This window comes from Microseira wollei NIES-4236 (assembly GCF_020521235.1).
Taxonomy (GTDB): domain Bacteria; phylum Cyanobacteriota; class Cyanobacteriia; order Cyanobacteriales; family Aerosakkonemataceae; genus Microseira; species Microseira wollei.
On sequence record NZ_BLAY01000054.1, the window covers coordinates 39,841 to 55,216 of the forward strand.

Consider the following 15,376-nt stretch of genomic DNA (forward strand, 5'->3'; position numbering starts at 1 on the left):
TATAGTCGTTTTTAGTTAATATAGTTAACTAAATACTTTATGGGTCGTCCGACGAAAGAAAACTCGCTGACGCAGCAAGACGTAATTGAGGCGGCGATCGCCTGTCTCGATCGAGAGGGGGAGACAGCTTTGGGGGTGAATCGGGTGGCGAGGGAATTGGGCATTAAGCCTCCGGCGATCTATAAGCATTTGGATGGTAACGCGGGGCTACAACGCGCCGTCGCGCTGCGAATTTGGCGAGACTATTTAACCGATCTCCAACGGCACACCGCAAATTTAACTGACTCTAAAACCTTGCTGCGAGTCGGCGCACAAGCAACCCGAAACTTTGCGCGATCGCATCCCGCCCGGTTTAGAGCGATCTCAAACTATCAAATGCGCCCCACCGATCCTGAAGAAGCGGAACTGATTCAAGCATCCTTGCGTTTTTTCCAAGCCTCATTGCAACTTTACGATTTAAGTAACGATGCCTTAATTGATGTGATGCGAATGGTGAATGCTGCAATTTACGGATTTATTATTAAAGAACAGTCAGACTTAATGACGCTCGCTCGTTCGACCGATGCCAGTTTTGAAGTGATGTTGGATGCGTTGCTGGTAGCGATCGAATATATTCGGAATGGTAATAACGCAAGTTGCTAGTTATAAATATTGTAGGTTGCGATCCCCCCTAATATCGTGTCCGGTTGCATCGGTTGCGTTTGGAGAGCAAAGGGGATGGGGGAGCAAAGGGGATGGGGGAGAAAAAACGCTTTTTCGCACAATCAACTATACACAACTGATCTCTCGCGGACATGATATAACCCCCCAAAACAGCGGGGGGAACCGGATTCGGATTCAAAGTCCCCCTTTTTAAGGGGGGAACCGGATTCGGATTCAAAGTCCCCCTTTTTAAGGGGGATGCGAGGGGGAGCGAAAATGCTTAACCTCATAACTAGCAACTTGGGTTAATATTTAATTACATACTCCCTGAAAAGGAGAATAGCCATGAAAAAAGTAGCAGTATTTGGCAATGCTGGAGGCGGTAAATCAACTTTAAGTAAAAGATTATCAGAAATCACAGGTTTGCCACTTCACATCTTAGACAAAATTCAATATCGACCGGGAGGTGCTGAGGTTCCACACGAAGAATATAAGCGCACCCATCAGAAAATTCTGGATACTGACCGATGGATTATTGACGGGTTCGGTTGCATGGAAACCCTCTGGCTGCGACTTGATGAGGCGGATAGTTTAGTTTTTGTCGATCTACCGTTATTTGTACATTTCTGGTGGGTGACTAAACGACTGATTGTAGGTCACTTTAAACCGCCAGAAGGCTGGCCCGAAAATAGTCCAATCTTGGAGAGTTCGCTGAGTAGCTACCGCGTGCTTTGGCTATGTCACAAATATTTGACCCCAAGATATCGCGAGTATATCAAGCCAGCTGAAAGTACAAAAAGCGTTTATCACATCAGATCGCCTCAACAGATTTCGCAATTTATTGAATTAATTGAAAACCAGGCTAACGTTGAAGATACTAGGAACTAGGGACTAGGGGAAGAAGGGCGTTTTATCAATGGTTTTACCAATTAAGAACTTCCTAACTGCCTTAGCTGTTGCTATAGCTGACCAATTTAACAACAGGACTTTACGCAAAGAAACCGGATTTATGTGCAAAATCGTCGCTTTGAAATTAAATGGTGTCCGGTCAATTGCCCGTAATAAAAAAATGTTTGTAGTAAAAACTGAAGTTTTTAAGAGGATGATGGATAAGGACTAAAGTCCTGACTACGAACTGATGCTTGGTCATAGGATCGGACACGATATCATCCATAATGCACATCGATTTATATTATGGGTGATTTTCCGGACATCATATTAGAGATCGACGAAGAAACCCGGTTTCTGACTCACGATCGCTCAACCCAACCCGCTTGCTGAAGACTTTCTTCTATGAATTTTTGCTTACCTTGAATATACAAATCTATATCGTGCGGAAATTGAGCGGCAAGTCGTTGTTTCAAATATCCATAAGCTAAAGCTCGCTCTGGATTAGCTCTCAGAAAATCTCGAAAAGTAATATGTCTGGCAAGTTCTCGACTATGAGCTTCACAAACATAAAGATGGTGATTTATCCACGTCTTTCTAGCTTCACAATACGGTACATCTTCTCCTACCCGTCGAAACGCCTCTCTTCCAGCAATACCCAGATCCCCTTCATGTTCGTAGCCTAATATTGCAAGATGATGAATCACATCAGGAAGAACTTGGCGCGCAGGAACTACCACGTCTAAATCAATTATTGGTTTTGCAGCTAGACCGGGAACCGAGGTGCTACCTACATGTTCAATTTTCAAGATCGAATTGCCAAGACATTCAGCGATGATAAGGCTTATTTCGCTAAACGATTGCGCCCAGATCGCACTGTATTCGACAACTTCAATTTTTCTCTTTGGTATCATTAGTGTTGCATGGCGAAAAGTTCAATCTCGCCCAACTTATGGTTTTGAGTTCAATTTGAGTGGAATGGAAATGAGCCAGTTTTAAAGTGATATTGGATGCTTTGCTTGTCGCGCTCGCGCAAATTCGCAATAGGAATACTTGATTACCACCGATACTTTGTTTAAATTAGATTGTTTTTATCTCCTGCGAGCGCCATCTCAATTACAAAAATCGTTCGATCATAACTTCATCCACATACGCTCCGTCGATCTTAGCATGTCTTCGCGCTATGCCAATTTCCTGAAATCCCTGGCTCATATAAGCTGCTAATGCTGCCGGATTGTCCGCACGAACATAAGCAAACAGCTTCTCGTATCCTTTACAGCGAGCCGCCTCAAACGTCGCTGCGAACAAACTTTTACCTACACCTTTTCGTCGATAGTCAAGATCGACAAAGGTGCCAATTACTCCTACATGATTGAATGCAGGTGTATAGGTAGCAAATGGCTCTACGTTCTGACATCCTACAATTCTTTGTTCCTGGCGACAGACGGCGACATGAAAGATACCTTGCTGGGGGAAGTTCAAAATAAATGCTCGTTCAGCCTCGAGCGAAAACGGGGTTGTCAGTGCCGTGTACGATCCAGTTTTGATGATGGGATTCAAGATGTTGATAATCGCTGCCGCATCATCTGGTTGAGCTTCTCGAACGAATACATCCATATAGTTAACTCAAGTTGCTAGTTATCTCTCTGGGAGCGGCTAATGGCTAATGGCTAATGGCGAAATTGGTAAAAATCCAAGATTAGCAATTAGCAATTAGCAATTAGCAATTAGCAATTAGCAACGCCCTTGTTTATAACTAGCAACTTGCGTTAGTTACAAGTTTGATAGACTACCCCGTGCAGCTTTTCCGCTCCCTATGCTAAACGATCGCACGCACCAACCCGATTGAGGAAGCATGGGCGATCGCCAAACTAATTTGATATACTTCTAATTAGAGACTCATCTAATTAGCTCTATGTCATCTCAAAATCTGCAAACCCTACTGGATTTTTTCAAAGCTCTAAGCAACGAGAGTCGGCTCAAGCTGTTGGGGGTTCTGGCTCAGCGCGAGTGTAGTGTGGAAGAGTTGGCTGCATTGTTAGATCTGAAGCCTCCGACAGTCTCCCACCATCTAGCCAAGCTGAAAGCTCTCAACCTGGTCAGCCTCAGTCCGCAGGGTAATACGCATCTTTATCGCCTCAACCTAGAGCAACTGCAACATCTCAGTCGAAACGTACTCACCCCAGAGCAGATGCAAACCCTAGCCCAGGATGTGGAGCCAAAGAATTGGGAAACAACGGTATTGCAGTCCTTTATCGTAGGCGATCGCATTACCAGCATTCCCGTCAGCCGCAAAAAACGGTTTGTGTTGTTGAAATGGCTGGTAGAAAAGTTTGAGTGCGATCGCGACTATTCTGAGAAAGAAGTCAATACCATACTGAAGCGACACCATGAGGACTGCGCCACCCTGCGACGCGAGTTTATTGGGTATCAGCTGATGACGCGCGATCGCGATGTTTATCGCCGTTTACCTGAAACGGAATGGTTGAGCGAGGTGGGAAATTTCAATTAATGAAGCGAATCACCGCACTTTTAGGGCGGTGAGTATATCAAATTTAAGTTATTAGCTTGCTGTCAAATTATCCGCACATGAAGCTGCGATTTTACTGAATATAGCCTCAAAGTTAAATTTTGCCCGCTCGAACTCCGCCACATTCCAACCTGGAACATAATCTCGATCGAGTTGTGTTGGCTTTAAGTAAGTCGGGTATCGAATCTCAATCTGTAAAACCTCGACTTGGGGCATCTGCCCGTAATGTCGTGTAATATAACCCCCGTTAAAAACTTTGTTACGAACGACTTGATAGCCTTTTGATGAAAAGGCAGACTCAACTGTAGAAATCAAAAATTCGGAACAACTTCGCCCGTTGACATTGCCCAAGCAAACATCCTCAACAATTAGCCCCATAAAACTGTGTAGGTCTAACAAGTAAACTCAACCAAATCGGTCAATCATCTGATTTAAAAGCCTTTCTAGTTGCTGATGGTATGGATGGTAAAACTGCTGAATTCGATATTCAATTTGTTCTTGAGATAGGGAAATTCGGTAGAGCGGTGCATCAAACGCCGCTCTCCAAAAATCACCAAATAATGGCTCTTGAACGGGGCGATTGAGGTCTACAACGTAGCGACTAAACACAGCTTGTAGAACTGTAATTCCTAGATTGGGAAGAAAATCATACAACTTATCGAGATGCCAATCCTGGTTATGCTACCAATCGCGATAAAGCTTTTCAGCGTCAAACATAATTTCCTCATTTGGGAGTCGAATTTTGGGTTGTTGACGAGGGTACAGGCTCTCCAGGCAGCGGGTATCTTGAGCCACGACAACCGCCGCAGTCTCTAGTAAAGAATCTTTTAGTATTGCTTTCAGCTCAGGAGTCTTAAATTTTGCATACAAGACAATGAAAGTTTTAGTTCGATTCTCTGCTTCGGGATAAAGGATATGCCCTTGATAAGTTTGAATATCTGGGGTATTTAGACAGAAGAACTGAGAAGACGGAAAGACGTACTATAGGAAATTTTGCATCACTTTTGGAAACGTACCAAGTGTTGGATTAGCTGCGATTTCCTCTGGTGTATAGTCTGCAACTTCAACCGTTTGAGCTACTTTGGCATAAATTCCATCCTGCTCAACAAACTCAGCGCGACAGGATTTCACCCTGAACATTTCTCGATGCGTTCCATTTTGATGATTGTGGTCGTAGTTGATCAGCAGGCTGCTAAGAAAGTCGCGTTGAATGCTTTTCTCAGCAGTTATACCAATGAAATCGTACTCCGCAGCAATGCGTTGATGTAAGTCTGGAATCGGCAGACGAGGTTCAAAGCCACCGTATGTCCAAATCAGATCGCCTGTCACGATTAATTCCAGAGGTTCAGCGATCGCTTGGATACTCGGCTTACCTGCTTGATGAAGCCTACCACTTCCATCAAATTCCAGTGCATGAAACGGGCAAACGATAGTATTCCGTTCTTCGCAAATCCAACCTTCTGATAAAGCAGCTTGCATATGAGGGCAAACATTATTTAGGGCGTGGACTTCCCCATCCATGCTCTGCCACAGCACGTAATCTTGACCATTGAGCGCGATTTTGTGGGGTCTATTAATTCCCAGCATGGAACGGTGCGCGATCAACCAAGGCGCACCAGGAAGGATGGGTTCCATAGAGTCAATCTCTCCAGGATGAACTAAACGGTTCTTGTGAGGAAATCGCTCCTCTTCACCATTAATTGTATCCACCGCCGCCAGCGATCAAAGTCATCGGCTGAGGGTTCTGTTTGTTGCCAACTCGGGCGATCGCACAGACGATCCATCCACTGTTCTAGCTGGGGATAGTCGCTAAAATCGACTCCTAGCCGTCGTAGCAGGGGTAATGTTGCTCCGGCAACGCAGTCTGCCAGATCGATCGCTTCGCCACCAAAATAATGGCGATCGCCTAGTTGTGCCTGTAAAAACGTCAAGGCTGTGGTTAAGGTTTGGGCTTTAGGATGCGCTGGGGAACGTTGCCCTTCGGCGACAACGATCGCCGGAAAAGTGGGCATTAATTCGTTAACGATCGCCATTTGCACCATCCGCATTTTGCCCAAGGCGGCTGGATTGTCGAGGCTCATCGGTGGTGTGGGATAGGCGCGATCTAAGTAATCGAGAATCGCGATCGACTCAATGAGCTTGACATCGCGATCGACAATAACTGGAACGTGATGAAAGGGATTGAGGGCAAGGAATTCTGGCTCAAACTGCTCTTTCTGCTGAAGTTGAACGATTTTAGGTTCAAAGGGAATCTGTTTTTCTAACAGGCAGATCCAGACGCGGCGAGCAATGGGAGAGAGTGGGTGGTAGAAAAAGGTGAGCATGGAATTTCTCCTTGAATTCTGCACAGACCAATCGGTCTTTTTTTATTCAAAAAAAAATGGGATGTTAATTGGACAACTGCTGGAAATACTGCCGCAGGTGTTCGGCAGAGCGCTGAAGATAGATGCGATCGCCGTAAAGCTGACTGAGCATCAGACCTCCTTCTAGAGTGCCGATCGTCAGGGTGGCGATCTCATCGGGATGGACGCGGGGAGAGATTTCACCACGATCGATACCGCGAGCGACTATCTTACATAGAAAATCGCGCCATTGATTCATTGCTGCGATCGCGCGCTCGTGGAGAGCCGCCTGATGACTATCCTGCTCGATCGCCGCGTTCATAATCGGACAACCACCTTTGAGGGGTGGATCGTCGTAGATTTCGCAGAAGGCATCAATGAAGGCTAACAGCCGAGAGATGCTATTGGGCGACGAGCGCAGCACTTGCCGATAACGCTGATGGAGCAGATCGACAGCATAGTCGAAAGACGCAATTGCCAGTTCCTCCTTACTCTGAAAATGGTTGTAGATCCCGCCCTTCTGTAGCCCGGTTGCTTTCATCACATCCGCCATCGAAGATCCGGCGAATCCCTTTTGGTTGAAGAGTTCCGCTGCCTTCATAATGATGTATGCTCTGGTATCGCTGGCTTTGGACATGGATAAAACCGATCGGTCTTTTCTTAGATTAGCACGCAATCTGCCCAATGTTGGAATATTGATCGCGGTAGTCTATCCTCAAAAAAAACATTTATACACTTGAATCGCGATCGCGTCTTTGTCGATCGAGCAGAGCCAATCCAGATTCACATCAAAAATTAGCTCGCTGGCGAACTTAATTTTGAATATCTTCGATCGCCCCGAACAGCAAATTAATTGCTGTCAAACTCCAGATCGTTCGCGAATCTCGATTGCAGTTGAAAAGGCTGCCAAAACATTTGCATCTGCTGGCGTTTGATTATTATTTTGTACGGCGCCAATCGTGGCGGATTCTCCTCTCCGACTCCGGGATAGGTTATCCAAATCGCCCAGCAATCCAGCAATTAAGTCTAAGGGTTCATCCCCTTCCACCTGAAGAAATCCACGGGTTGACACTCTCCTGTCTAAAGACGAGGAGATTCTGTAATCAACGTCAGAGTTTGCTCTAGCAGGTTTGCACCAACTAGCGTAGTGACCCCAACTCCGGAGCGCGTTACTTTGGGGATGCCCTCCCCTAGCTTGCTCCTGCAAGATTTAAAATATTTATTGCTGCATTTTCATCTCTATTCAATCGACATCCACACTTACAAGCATGGGTGCGAACTGATAGAGACTTTTTCACAACAGTGCCACAATTACTGCATTTCTGACTTGTATAATGTGGCTGAACGGCAACAATTTCTCGGTTAAATTTGCCAGCAAAATATTCAAGCCACTCTCTAAACTGCGTCCAACTAGCGTCACTAATTGACTTAGCTAAACAGTGGTTCTTGACCAGGTTGCGAACATTTAAATCTTCATAGGCTACTAGGTCGTTAGTCCTGATTACGCAACGCGCCAGTCTAAGTGCGTGTTCATTACGTTGCCTGCTTACTTTTAAATGCTTCTTGGCAAATCTTTTCCGTGCTTTGCAGCGTCCGTTTTTGCCTTTTTGCTTTTTATAGATGCGGCGTTGAGCATGTTTAATCGCTCGTTCAGCTTTCCTTAAAAAGCGCGGATTTTCCTCCTGATGTCCATTAGAATCGGTATAGAAAAACTCAAGTCCTACATCCAATCCGATGACGTTTCCGGTTGGCTCTAGTTGTTCCTTGACTTCAGTATCAACAGCAAATTGACAATAGTAGCCATCAGCACGTCGTACCAACCTAACACGTTTGATTGACTTGACCGGATAAGTGTGAATATCCCACTTTCCTAATAGCTTTAACTCACCAATCCCTTTCTTATCGGTAAAGGTGATGCGGGCGTTGCGGTCGGGTGCAACTTCCATCCGCTAGTCTTGTATTCAACTGAGCGGTTATCTTTCTGGAAGCGTGGAAAGCCCTTTTTACCTGGTTTTTTAGCTTTGCAGTTGTCGTAAAACCAGGAAATTGCAAACCATCCGCGCTCAGCCGCCGCTTGCACCGCCATTGAGTTTAGGTTTTTAACAAATGAGAATTCGTTGCGTAGTTCTGTTGAATACTTGTTTAAGGCAAAACCGTTTATTTTTGCCTCTCTGGGTGCATCCATCCAGTAACGGATGCATTTGTTTCTGACAAATTGAGTTGTCCGAATAGCTTCCTCAATCGCTTGATATTGTTTTGGCTTGCCTTTGACTTTGTATTCCAGAACTAGCACGTCCGACCTCCATTGCTATATTTCTAGTATACTGTTGGTACAGTCGTTTGTCCGTATATTTTCAATGAAAGATCGCAGATTGGATATAAAACTTACTGATTACGAGATGCGCCAACTAGAAGCAGAAGCTATCAGACGAGGGATGAACAAGTCTGAACTGATTCGTAGTTTGATAGCCAAGTTCCCCGAACCTTCGCCCAAAGAACATTCGCGAGACTAAAGTCTCGCGCGGTCACCCCGGTCTCTTGACGCGGGGTTTTCGCGGATTATTCTATAAGCCTCGCCTGCGGGCGATCGTCTTCAATCCCCGCAGCACGTTTCGCAGCGGCTGCGTGCTAACCAGCGTCAGCAGTTGGATCTGTCCGGAACCCGAGAGCGCAAACTTCAGCTCGTCCTGGGGACGCGGCACGATTAAGCTGCCCCCAGCATCAATCTGAGAGGCATCTTCTGGGGATTCAAAATCTGCCGGATAAAGCACGATTAAATTGTTAAAAGCGTCGATCGCCAAACAGCTAAGATAGAGTTTTCGGTCTTCCTGGTTCTCAACCTTAATTTGAATCGCATCTCCTGAAGCAAAGGGTTCAGCCCCCAGAACGATCGACTGAAGGATAGATCTTTGGTTTTCTGCTCCCCGGCTGGCGAGTGGGACAGGCGACCCTACCCCACTCGCCGAAAAAATTTCACCCACAACTTGCAGCTCGGATGTTGTAGATGCAATGCTCTCCAACACTTTCCCAACTAGCAACAAGCGAAACTGGGGTTTGAGTCGGTTCGCCGCCGCTGTAGCCGATTCATTGATTCGTCCAAAAGAAAACCGTAGCGGCGACAGCGATGTCGTAAACAGTCCGATGGTATTCAGGGGCGGCAAATCGGTTTCTTCGGCTTCGGTGAGTTGTTGCTGATAGGCTTCGGTCATGCGCCCCAAAATGCAGTCAAGGGGGGCCTTACCCACGGGTGCTGTTTGAATCCGGTTGATATTTCCCGCTATCAATGCGCCTTGCAAGGTCGATCGCGCCTGGTCTAGCCCATCCCCAAGGGAGTTATCTAACCTGATGGTCAGCATCGGATTGGTGGGAATCCCAACAATGCGTTCCCGTAGCAGCATCCCCTCCCGCAACTGTCCGACATCGCCAGCGATCGCGTTTCCTCTACCAACCAGCCCCAAGCGTTCCTGCTGCTGAACTTCAACGGGTTTTCCATTTGGGGTAACGAGCATCTGTCCAGATGGATTCAGCACCGTAAACACCGTATTGGTTGAGGTAATGTTTTGGGCTGAAACACCGCCCAGCCAAAACTCGATTTGCCCATTCTGTATATTGGTAATCACGGCCTCGGCAGCAGGATTGACAGGGGTGGCAAAATAAACCGGCTGTTCTTCATAATTGCGATTCGGTTGATATTCAATAATTGGTTCCTGATTATGCCGCTGCCTTTCTCCCAGCGATCGCGTACTCCGAGCCAAGTTAATGTAGGTCTTGCTAGCCGCTTCAGTACCCGGAAGCTGCCACAAATACCGGGTTAACAAATAAGTGAAAGCTCCCGCAGAAAAGCCATCAAAGGCACAATCCAATGCCTCCTGGTTGCGTCGGGCCGAACCCAAGGCAATGCCCTTGGCAATGCCGAGTTGTCTCCGTTGTTCAAACGTGGTTTCCAGTCCTAGCTTCGAGATCAGGGCTTTTTGCAACTCAATCTCCGCTGCTTGGGGAATGGCCGATTTGTTCCGCGATGTCCGTTGAGCCGATCGCACCACCGTATTGCCTCGCGTTGCCGCACCGGAGTGACAACTATCTAAGACAACGGTGACATTTTCGGTTTCGAGGGCTTGGACGAGCAAAAAGAGCGATCGCCCCATGATATCTGGAACAATCAGAGTCGATTCGTCTCGTCGCTCGATCGGATCGTTGGGTACCATCGTGCCATTCAGGTGACAATTCTTATTGGCGCGACACTCTTTGGAGTCAAGCGGACTAGGATCGTTGACCAACGATCCATGCCCCGAAAAGTGAAACACAACCACATCGCCCGGTTTGGCCTGAGCAATCAGATGTTCTTGAAAGGTTCGGAGAATGTTGGCGCGGGTAGGTTGCAAGTCAGGGGTTTCGGCATTTTCCCAAACCGCAACGATATCGCGGGGATTGAAACCAAAACGGTGAATCAGCAGTTCGCGTTGCAGTTCGACATCGGTAACGCAACCTTGCAAATCCCTGGCGGCTCCTTTGTAACTGTTAATCCCCACCAGCAGAGCCAGCTTGCGGGGCGTACCGCTAGCCAGGACGCGCCCGTATTGGTTGGCTTGCCGGAGGAAATCCAATTGGCTCAGACCGATGGCAGCGAGGGTAGAACCAGCAGCTTGAAGGAAATGACGGCGTTTGATTTGAGACATGGCAGCAGGGCAGAGGGGCAGAGGTGCAGAGGGGCAGAGGTGCAGAGGGGCTTCAGGAGAGTTTGGATCTATATTCTCCCCTGCTCCCCTGCTCCCCTGCTCCCCTGTTCCCTCAGTTCCCCATGTACAAATTAGAACAGCTTATCGCTCTTTGATGGGTCGCCAGTCGCCGGAGAAGAGGAAAGAGGCCCAGTAATAGGGATGCTCGTAAGCGGGGGCAGCCAGCAGGTCGAGCTGAACTTGCCGCAATGCTTCGCTGCGTTCTTCACCTTTGAGGATGCGGCTATAATACAGCTCCATCAGTTCGGCAGTGCTGTAGTCATCGACTTGCCACAAGCTCATCAGTTGGCTTTCCGCACCGGCGATCGCGAAGGCGGGGCGCAGTCCGTAGACTCCCTCGCCGTTGGCAACCGCACCCACCCCAGTTTCGCAGGCACTCATGACGACGAGACGGGTGCCGCGTAGCGATAATCCAGCAGCTTCCAGGGCGGTGAGTACCCCGTCTTCTCCGGCGCTGGCTCGCACATTGAAACCCGCCAGCGCTAAACCCGATCGCAGCAATGGATTTTCGGTGCTGGAGGGGCGTGCTGGGGAACCGGAGAGGTTTCCGGTGGGCGTGGGAATGATGGTGGCAGAACGAGTGCCATCGCGCGGCAGGGCAAACTCGACATCTGCGAGAAAGAAGCCGTGGGTGGCAATGTGCAAAATTTCGGGGGCTGGAGTTTGTTTGATCGCGTTTTCGGTGGCCTTGTCGCCGGTGAGGAGGGTGGCGTTGGGCAGGAGACCGCGCAGGGCTTCAGCTTCGGCAGCGGCTCCAGGGAGGGGGCCAAACCGGAGATTGCTGAGGTCTTGAGAACGTTGGGCGGCACGAGTCGAGCGGCTGCTGCCCGGTTGGTCGTAGTTGGGGTCGGCGAGGATCAGGGGCGGGGATTGGGCTGGGCGCGATCGCTCTAAGTTCCGCAGGTCGCGACCTGTCGTGAGATAGGTGATTTTGTGGGTTTGAATCAGGTATCGTTCCTGCTCGTCAACGAGGGCGGCGAAAGGAACGAGATTGAGCTGACTATCGGGAGAGATCAGCAGGTGTTCGACATTGCCCAGTCGGGCGCGGATCGGTTCCATGACCAGGGCATCGAGTTCGCGGGCGCGTTGACGAGCGGCCTTGAGGTTGTTGGGGTTGTTGAGTTCTTGGCGGAATCGGCGAGCAGCGGTGTCGATCGGTTCTACATCTCCCAGATCGACCCATTCCGGCGTGCCGCTGGCGTTGAGGATGTAGGCGGCATAGCGGGCAGCACCGAAACGCCGATCCAACGACGCTTTAAAGTCAACAGGTCGGTAATGGACGATCTCAATCAGAGCTGCATTGCTGGGAATGAGAGCTTGGATGCCTTCAAGCGTGACGGGTTGTTGGTCTGTGCGGAATTCGGCACTGGCGCGGGCGAGTTGGGTTTCGAGTTGCTCGGCTTCACCTTTGAGGGTGGCGAGGTGTTTGCGTTGACACTCTCCCGCATAAATGACGGGAGATTCTTGGCTCAATGAGTGACCTTGCCCAAACTTGTTTCCAAGCAAAGGTAGAGGGCCTTCTCTCCCCAAGCGTTAAAAGTTGACCTGGGCCCCACGGTACTTAACTGACAACCAGTCTGTTTTAGCGCTTTCTCTAGAATATTTATTGCCGCATTATGGTCACGATCTAGTACACATCCACACTTGCAAACATGAGTGCGAACGGATAAAGACTTTTTCACTGTTTCGCCACAGCTAGAGCAATTTTGGCTGGTATACTGGGGCGGCACAGAAACCACAACCCGACCATATACTTTGCCCAAATACTCTAACCACTGGGTGAATTGTGACCATCCAGCATCACTGATGGACTTAGCTAAATGACGGTTCCTAACCATGTTACGAACTTGAAGTTTCTCAAACGCCACGAAATCGTTAGATTTCACCACGCACAATGCAGTTTTTACCGCAAAGTCTTTACGCTGACGGGAAACTTTTAGGTGTTTACGCCCCAGACTAGAAATAGCTTTTGAGCGGTTGTTAGAGCCTTTTTCCCGTCTGGAAACACGACGCTGCAACCGTTTTAAAGCCTTCTCGGACTTACGTAGGTGACGAGGATTTTCTACCTTATTTCCTTGAGAATCGGTATAGAAAGCAGACAATCCAACGTCCAATCCCACAGTTTTACCAGTAGGATTGGTGTCGATATTGCGGTCGGCTTTTATGCAGAACTGAACATAATATCCATCGCTGCGTTTAACGATTCTAACCCGCTTAATCTGGTCAATCTGGTAATAGTGCAAATCTAATGTTCCCATCAGTTTCAATTGACCAATACCGCACCTATCAATAAAGTTTATGTACTTGCGGTCATCTGAAAGCTTCCATCCTGTGACCTTGTATTCCACAGAACGATTATTTTTTTGGAACTTGGGATACCCTTTTTTACCAGGTTTACCAGACTTGCAGTTCTCGTAAAATCGTTGAATCGAAAACGATGCCCGCTCAGTAGCAGCCTGTCTAGCTTGAGAGTTTAATTGATTAGCAAATGCGAACTCTTTAGCTAAAACAGCACCAAGCTTGCTCAGTTCCGACAATTTAACACCGCGATTGTCCATCCAAAACCTGATTGTTTTATTGCGGATAAACTGAAAAGTCCGGATAGCTTCATCAACCTTCCGGTACTGCTCAATTCTTCCTTTGGCTTTGAATTCGTAAACAATCATGGCGTCAGCTTTTGTTCGACCTATAATTATTATACAAACCTGGTTTAGGGTATCCATAGCCCCTAAACCAAATTGTCACAAAACTTCACATACAACTGCAACTAAAGTTGCTCGTGTCCGCTTTCATCCCTGCTCTAAAGAGACAGGGCTTTCACCGTCCCGCAAGCTTCAGGTAAGAAGCGTCGGCGATATCTGGGGGCGGATTGAAAATTGCGGCAGCGAGTTCGCTGCGTTTGGTACTGAGTCGATCGAGGAGTTGGCGGTTTTCGGGGGTTAAGTTTTGCCGCAGGATTTGCATATTGTCGGCGACGGCATCAAGGATGCGACCTTTCCGCCGCAAGAGTGTGGTGAAGGCGAGGTTTGCCGCTTCGGAGTTATTGGGAGCCGCTTGCAAGTGGAGCGAGAGGGCAAGGTCGAGGGAATCGGCAATTGTACCGAGATATTGGCGTTTTTGGCGTTCGGAGCCGGTAATCAGGAGGTTTGAAAGATTTACTTCCTCAATCGACAAGCCCTGGTTAAGCGAGTCAAGGGCAGTATCCGTTCGGTTTCGGGCCGCATACAGGGTTGCAAGATGATTGGCTGTGCTGGCTAGATTGGGGTGTTCGTTGCCTCGTTGCTGGCGATCGATCGCGAGGGCTTCTTTGTAGAGTGGTTCCGCTTCGGCGTAGCGACCTTGCGCGTGCAGCAGCAGCGCAAGATTATTGAGGACATTGGCAACATCTGGATGTTCGCGACCCAATCGGCTGCGGAACGCAGCTAAAGCCTCTCGGTAAAGCGGTTCGGCTTCGTTGTATCGCCCTTGAAAATAATAGAGTTGTGCCAGTTTGTTGCTGGCGAAGGCGACATTCGGGGAGATGCGATCGCCTTCATTGTTCGAGGGACGCGATCGGATTATGCGCGTTCTCTCGTAGCGACGATACCCTTCTAAGGCTGCTCGATCCAAGCGACGATACAGGTCTAGCGCTGCTTGATAGAGCGGTTCGGCTTCGTTGTAGCGACCTTGGAGCAGGTATGAATTTGCCAGATTGCCGAGGCTTTGGGCAACTCGGGGGTGTTCCTCGCCGAACTGACTGCGACGTACATCTAGAGCTTCTTTGTGGAGCTTTTCGGCTTCGCTGTAGCGACCTAATGACTCGTACAACAAGGCCAAATTGCTAAATGAAGCAGAGTTACTGAGGTTTTCGCGACCCAGACGGCGGTCGATCGCTAATGCTTCTTCAAGAAGCTGTTCTGCTTCATCATAACGACCTTGAGAAGCATAGAGAATAGCCAGATTGCCGAGATTTTGAACGACTTTGGGGTGTGCGTTCCCCACTTGGCGGCGACGCAGGGCAACCAGTTGTTCGGCTAGCGGCGTTGCTTCTTTGAATTGACCGGATCGATAGAGTCGATTGACTTGCAAGAAGAGTTGTTCTGCGGGATCGGACTGAGTGCTTGCGACTGCATTATAGAGAAGTTCGCGAAAACCCCGCGTATTTATACCGGGGTAACCGCGCGAGACTTCAGTCTCGCGAACGTTCTTTAGGCAAAAATTCACGAAGTATTGATATAATAAACCAAAAACATTGACAG

General features: G+C 48.3%; 16 protein-coding genes and 2 pseudogenes. 5 read left to right on the plus strand and 13 right to left on the minus strand.

All coding sequences use genetic code 11. The features are described from left to right. Positions 1-39 precede the first annotated feature (39 nt). The 3 genes from MiSe_RS18835 (at position 40) to MiSe_RS18845 (ending at position 1,762) form a co-directional block, all read left to right on the plus strand. Entirely contained in the window at positions 40-642 is a 603-nt protein-coding gene (locus tag MiSe_RS18835; protein WP_226583495.1) for a TetR/AcrR family transcriptional regulator, read from the plus strand. A 345-nt stretch (positions 643-987) separates the two neighbouring features. Next, positions 988-1,530, plus strand: coding sequence for a P-loop NTPase family protein (locus MiSe_RS18840; RefSeq protein ID WP_226583498.1), 543 nt, complete (start codon positions 988-990; stop codon positions 1,528-1,530). Between the two features lie 28 nt (positions 1,531-1,558). Beyond that, positions 1,559-1,762, plus strand: a complete 204-nt coding sequence (locus MiSe_RS18845; protein ID WP_226583502.1) for a hypothetical protein — start codon at positions 1,559-1,561, stop codon at positions 1,760-1,762. A 130-nt stretch (positions 1,763-1,892) separates the two neighbouring features. Here the strand turns inward: MiSe_RS18845 and MiSe_RS18850 are convergent, their stop codons facing one another. Both MiSe_RS18850 and MiSe_RS18855 read right to left on the minus strand, forming a co-directional pair. Beyond that, positions 1,893-2,444, minus strand: a complete 552-nt coding sequence (locus MiSe_RS18850; RefSeq protein WP_226583505.1) for a GrpB family protein — start codon at positions 2,442-2,444, stop codon at positions 1,893-1,895. Positions 2,445-2,646: 202 nt separating this feature from the next. Beyond that, entirely contained in the window at positions 2,647-3,147 is a 501-nt protein-coding gene (locus MiSe_RS18855) for a GNAT family N-acetyltransferase (RefSeq protein WP_226583507.1), read from the minus strand. A 298-nt stretch (positions 3,148-3,445) separates the two neighbouring features. Here MiSe_RS18855 and MiSe_RS18860 point away from each other — a divergent pair, with 298 nt between their 5' ends. Further along, a complete protein-coding gene (locus MiSe_RS18860; protein ID WP_226583524.1) occupies positions 3,446-4,042 on the plus strand; it encodes a DUF2087 domain-containing protein in 597 nt (198 codons plus the stop codon). Positions 4,043-4,093: 51 nt separating this feature from the next. On the opposite strand, the pseudogene MiSe_RS18865 reads toward MiSe_RS18860, so the two are convergent. From MiSe_RS18865 to MiSe_RS18895, 7 genes and pseudogenes are all read right to left on the minus strand, one after another. Continuing rightward, a pseudogene (locus tag MiSe_RS18865) lies at positions 4,094-4,726 on the minus strand (N-formylglutamate amidohydrolase); the annotation flags it as partial. 15 nt (positions 4,727-4,741) lie between these two features. Further along, positions 4,742-4,996: a hypothetical protein gene (locus MiSe_RS18870; RefSeq protein ID WP_226583552.1), complete on the minus strand. Its 255-nt coding sequence runs from the start codon at positions 4,994-4,996 to the stop codon at positions 4,742-4,744. Positions 4,997-5,041: 45 nt separating this feature from the next. Then, the gene (locus MiSe_RS18875) at positions 5,042-5,695 is read right to left on the minus strand and encodes a Rieske (2Fe-2S) protein (protein WP_226583527.1); all 654 of its coding nucleotides are present in this window, start codon (positions 5,693-5,695) and stop codon (positions 5,042-5,044) included. 23 nt (positions 5,696-5,718) lie between these two features. After that, entirely contained in the window at positions 5,719-6,384 is a 666-nt protein-coding gene (locus MiSe_RS18880; protein ID WP_226583529.1) for a glutathione S-transferase family protein, read from the minus strand. A gap of 64 nt (positions 6,385-6,448) precedes the next feature. Beyond that, a complete protein-coding gene (locus MiSe_RS18885) occupies positions 6,449-7,039 on the minus strand; it encodes a TetR family transcriptional regulator C-terminal domain-containing protein (protein WP_226583532.1) in 591 nt (196 codons plus the stop codon). 222 nt (positions 7,040-7,261) lie between these two features. After that, a complete protein-coding gene (locus MiSe_RS18890) occupies positions 7,262-7,474 on the minus strand; it encodes a hypothetical protein (RefSeq protein WP_226583535.1) in 213 nt (70 codons plus the stop codon). Positions 7,475-7,482: 8 nt separating this feature from the next. Then, positions 7,483-8,695, minus strand: a pseudogene (locus tag MiSe_RS18895) (RNA-guided endonuclease InsQ/TnpB family protein). A 64-nt stretch (positions 8,696-8,759) separates the two neighbouring features. Here MiSe_RS18895 and MiSe_RS18900 point away from each other — a divergent pair. Further along, complete coding sequence (locus MiSe_RS18900) at positions 8,760-8,915, plus strand: ribbon-helix-helix domain-containing protein (RefSeq protein ID WP_226583538.1); 156 nt, start codon at positions 8,760-8,762, stop codon at positions 8,913-8,915. Positions 8,916-8,966: 51 nt separating this feature from the next. Here MiSe_RS18900 and MiSe_RS18905 read toward each other — a convergent pair whose 3' ends face one another. From MiSe_RS18905 to MiSe_RS18920, 4 genes are all read right to left on the minus strand, one after another. Continuing rightward, positions 8,967-11,078, minus strand: coding sequence for a caspase family protein (locus tag MiSe_RS18905; protein ID WP_226583541.1), 2,112 nt, complete (start codon positions 11,076-11,078; stop codon positions 8,967-8,969). Between the two features lie 141 nt (positions 11,079-11,219). After that, on the minus strand, positions 11,220-12,611 hold the full coding sequence (locus MiSe_RS18910; protein WP_226583545.1) for a CHAT domain-containing protein: 1,392 nt from the start codon (positions 12,609-12,611) through the stop codon (positions 11,220-11,222). Next, the gene (locus MiSe_RS18915; protein ID WP_226583546.1) at positions 12,608-13,804 is read right to left on the minus strand and encodes an RNA-guided endonuclease InsQ/TnpB family protein; all 1,197 of its coding nucleotides are present in this window, start codon (positions 13,802-13,804) and stop codon (positions 12,608-12,610) included. The genes MiSe_RS18910 and MiSe_RS18915 overlap by 4 nt, the downstream gene beginning before the upstream one ends. A 151-nt stretch (positions 13,805-13,955) precedes the next feature. Then, a partial coding sequence (locus MiSe_RS18920) for a tetratricopeptide repeat protein (protein WP_226583549.1) occupies positions 13,956-15,376 on the minus strand: 1,421 nt, incomplete at its 5' end.

What these genes read in the sequence shown, in the direction of transcription:
- MiSe_RS18835 (WP_226583495.1), top strand. Translation starts at nt 40, where the DNA reads ATGGGTCGTCCGACGAAAGAAAACTCGCTGACGCAGCAAGACGTAATT.
- MiSe_RS18840 (WP_226583498.1), top strand. Translation starts at nt 988, where the DNA reads ATGAAAAAAGTAGCAGTATTTGGCAATGCTGGAGGCGGTAAATCAACT.
- MiSe_RS18845 (WP_226583502.1), top strand. Translation starts at nt 1,559, where the DNA reads ATGGTTTTACCAATTAAGAACTTCCTAACTGCCTTAGCTGTTGCTATA.
- MiSe_RS18850 (WP_226583505.1), bottom strand. Translation starts at nt 2,444, where the DNA reads ATGATACCAAAGAGAAAAATTGAAGTTGTCGAATACAGTGCGATCTGG.
- MiSe_RS18855 (WP_226583507.1), bottom strand. Translation starts at nt 3,147, where the DNA reads ATGGATGTATTCGTTCGAGAAGCTCAACCAGATGATGCGGCAGCGATT.
- MiSe_RS18860 (WP_226583524.1), top strand. Translation starts at nt 3,446, where the DNA reads ATGTCATCTCAAAATCTGCAAACCCTACTGGATTTTTTCAAAGCTCTA.
- MiSe_RS18875 (WP_226583527.1), bottom strand. Translation starts at nt 5,695, where the DNA reads ATGGAACCCATCCTTCCTGGTGCGCCTTGGTTGATCGCGCACCGTTCC.
- MiSe_RS18880 (WP_226583529.1), bottom strand. Translation starts at nt 6,384, where the DNA reads ATGCTCACCTTTTTCTACCACCCACTCTCTCCCATTGCTCGCCGCGTC.
- MiSe_RS18885 (WP_226583532.1), bottom strand. Translation starts at nt 7,039, where the DNA reads ATGTCCAAAGCCAGCGATACCAGAGCATACATCATTATGAAGGCAGCG.
- MiSe_RS18900 (WP_226583538.1), top strand. Translation starts at nt 8,760, where the DNA reads ATGAAAGATCGCAGATTGGATATAAAACTTACTGATTACGAGATGCGC.
- MiSe_RS18905 (WP_226583541.1), bottom strand. Translation starts at nt 11,078, where the DNA reads ATGTCTCAAATCAAACGCCGTCATTTCCTTCAAGCTGCTGGTTCTACC.
- MiSe_RS18915 (WP_226583546.1), bottom strand. Translation starts at nt 13,804, where the DNA reads ATGATTGTTTACGAATTCAAAGCCAAAGGAAGAATTGAGCAGTACCGG.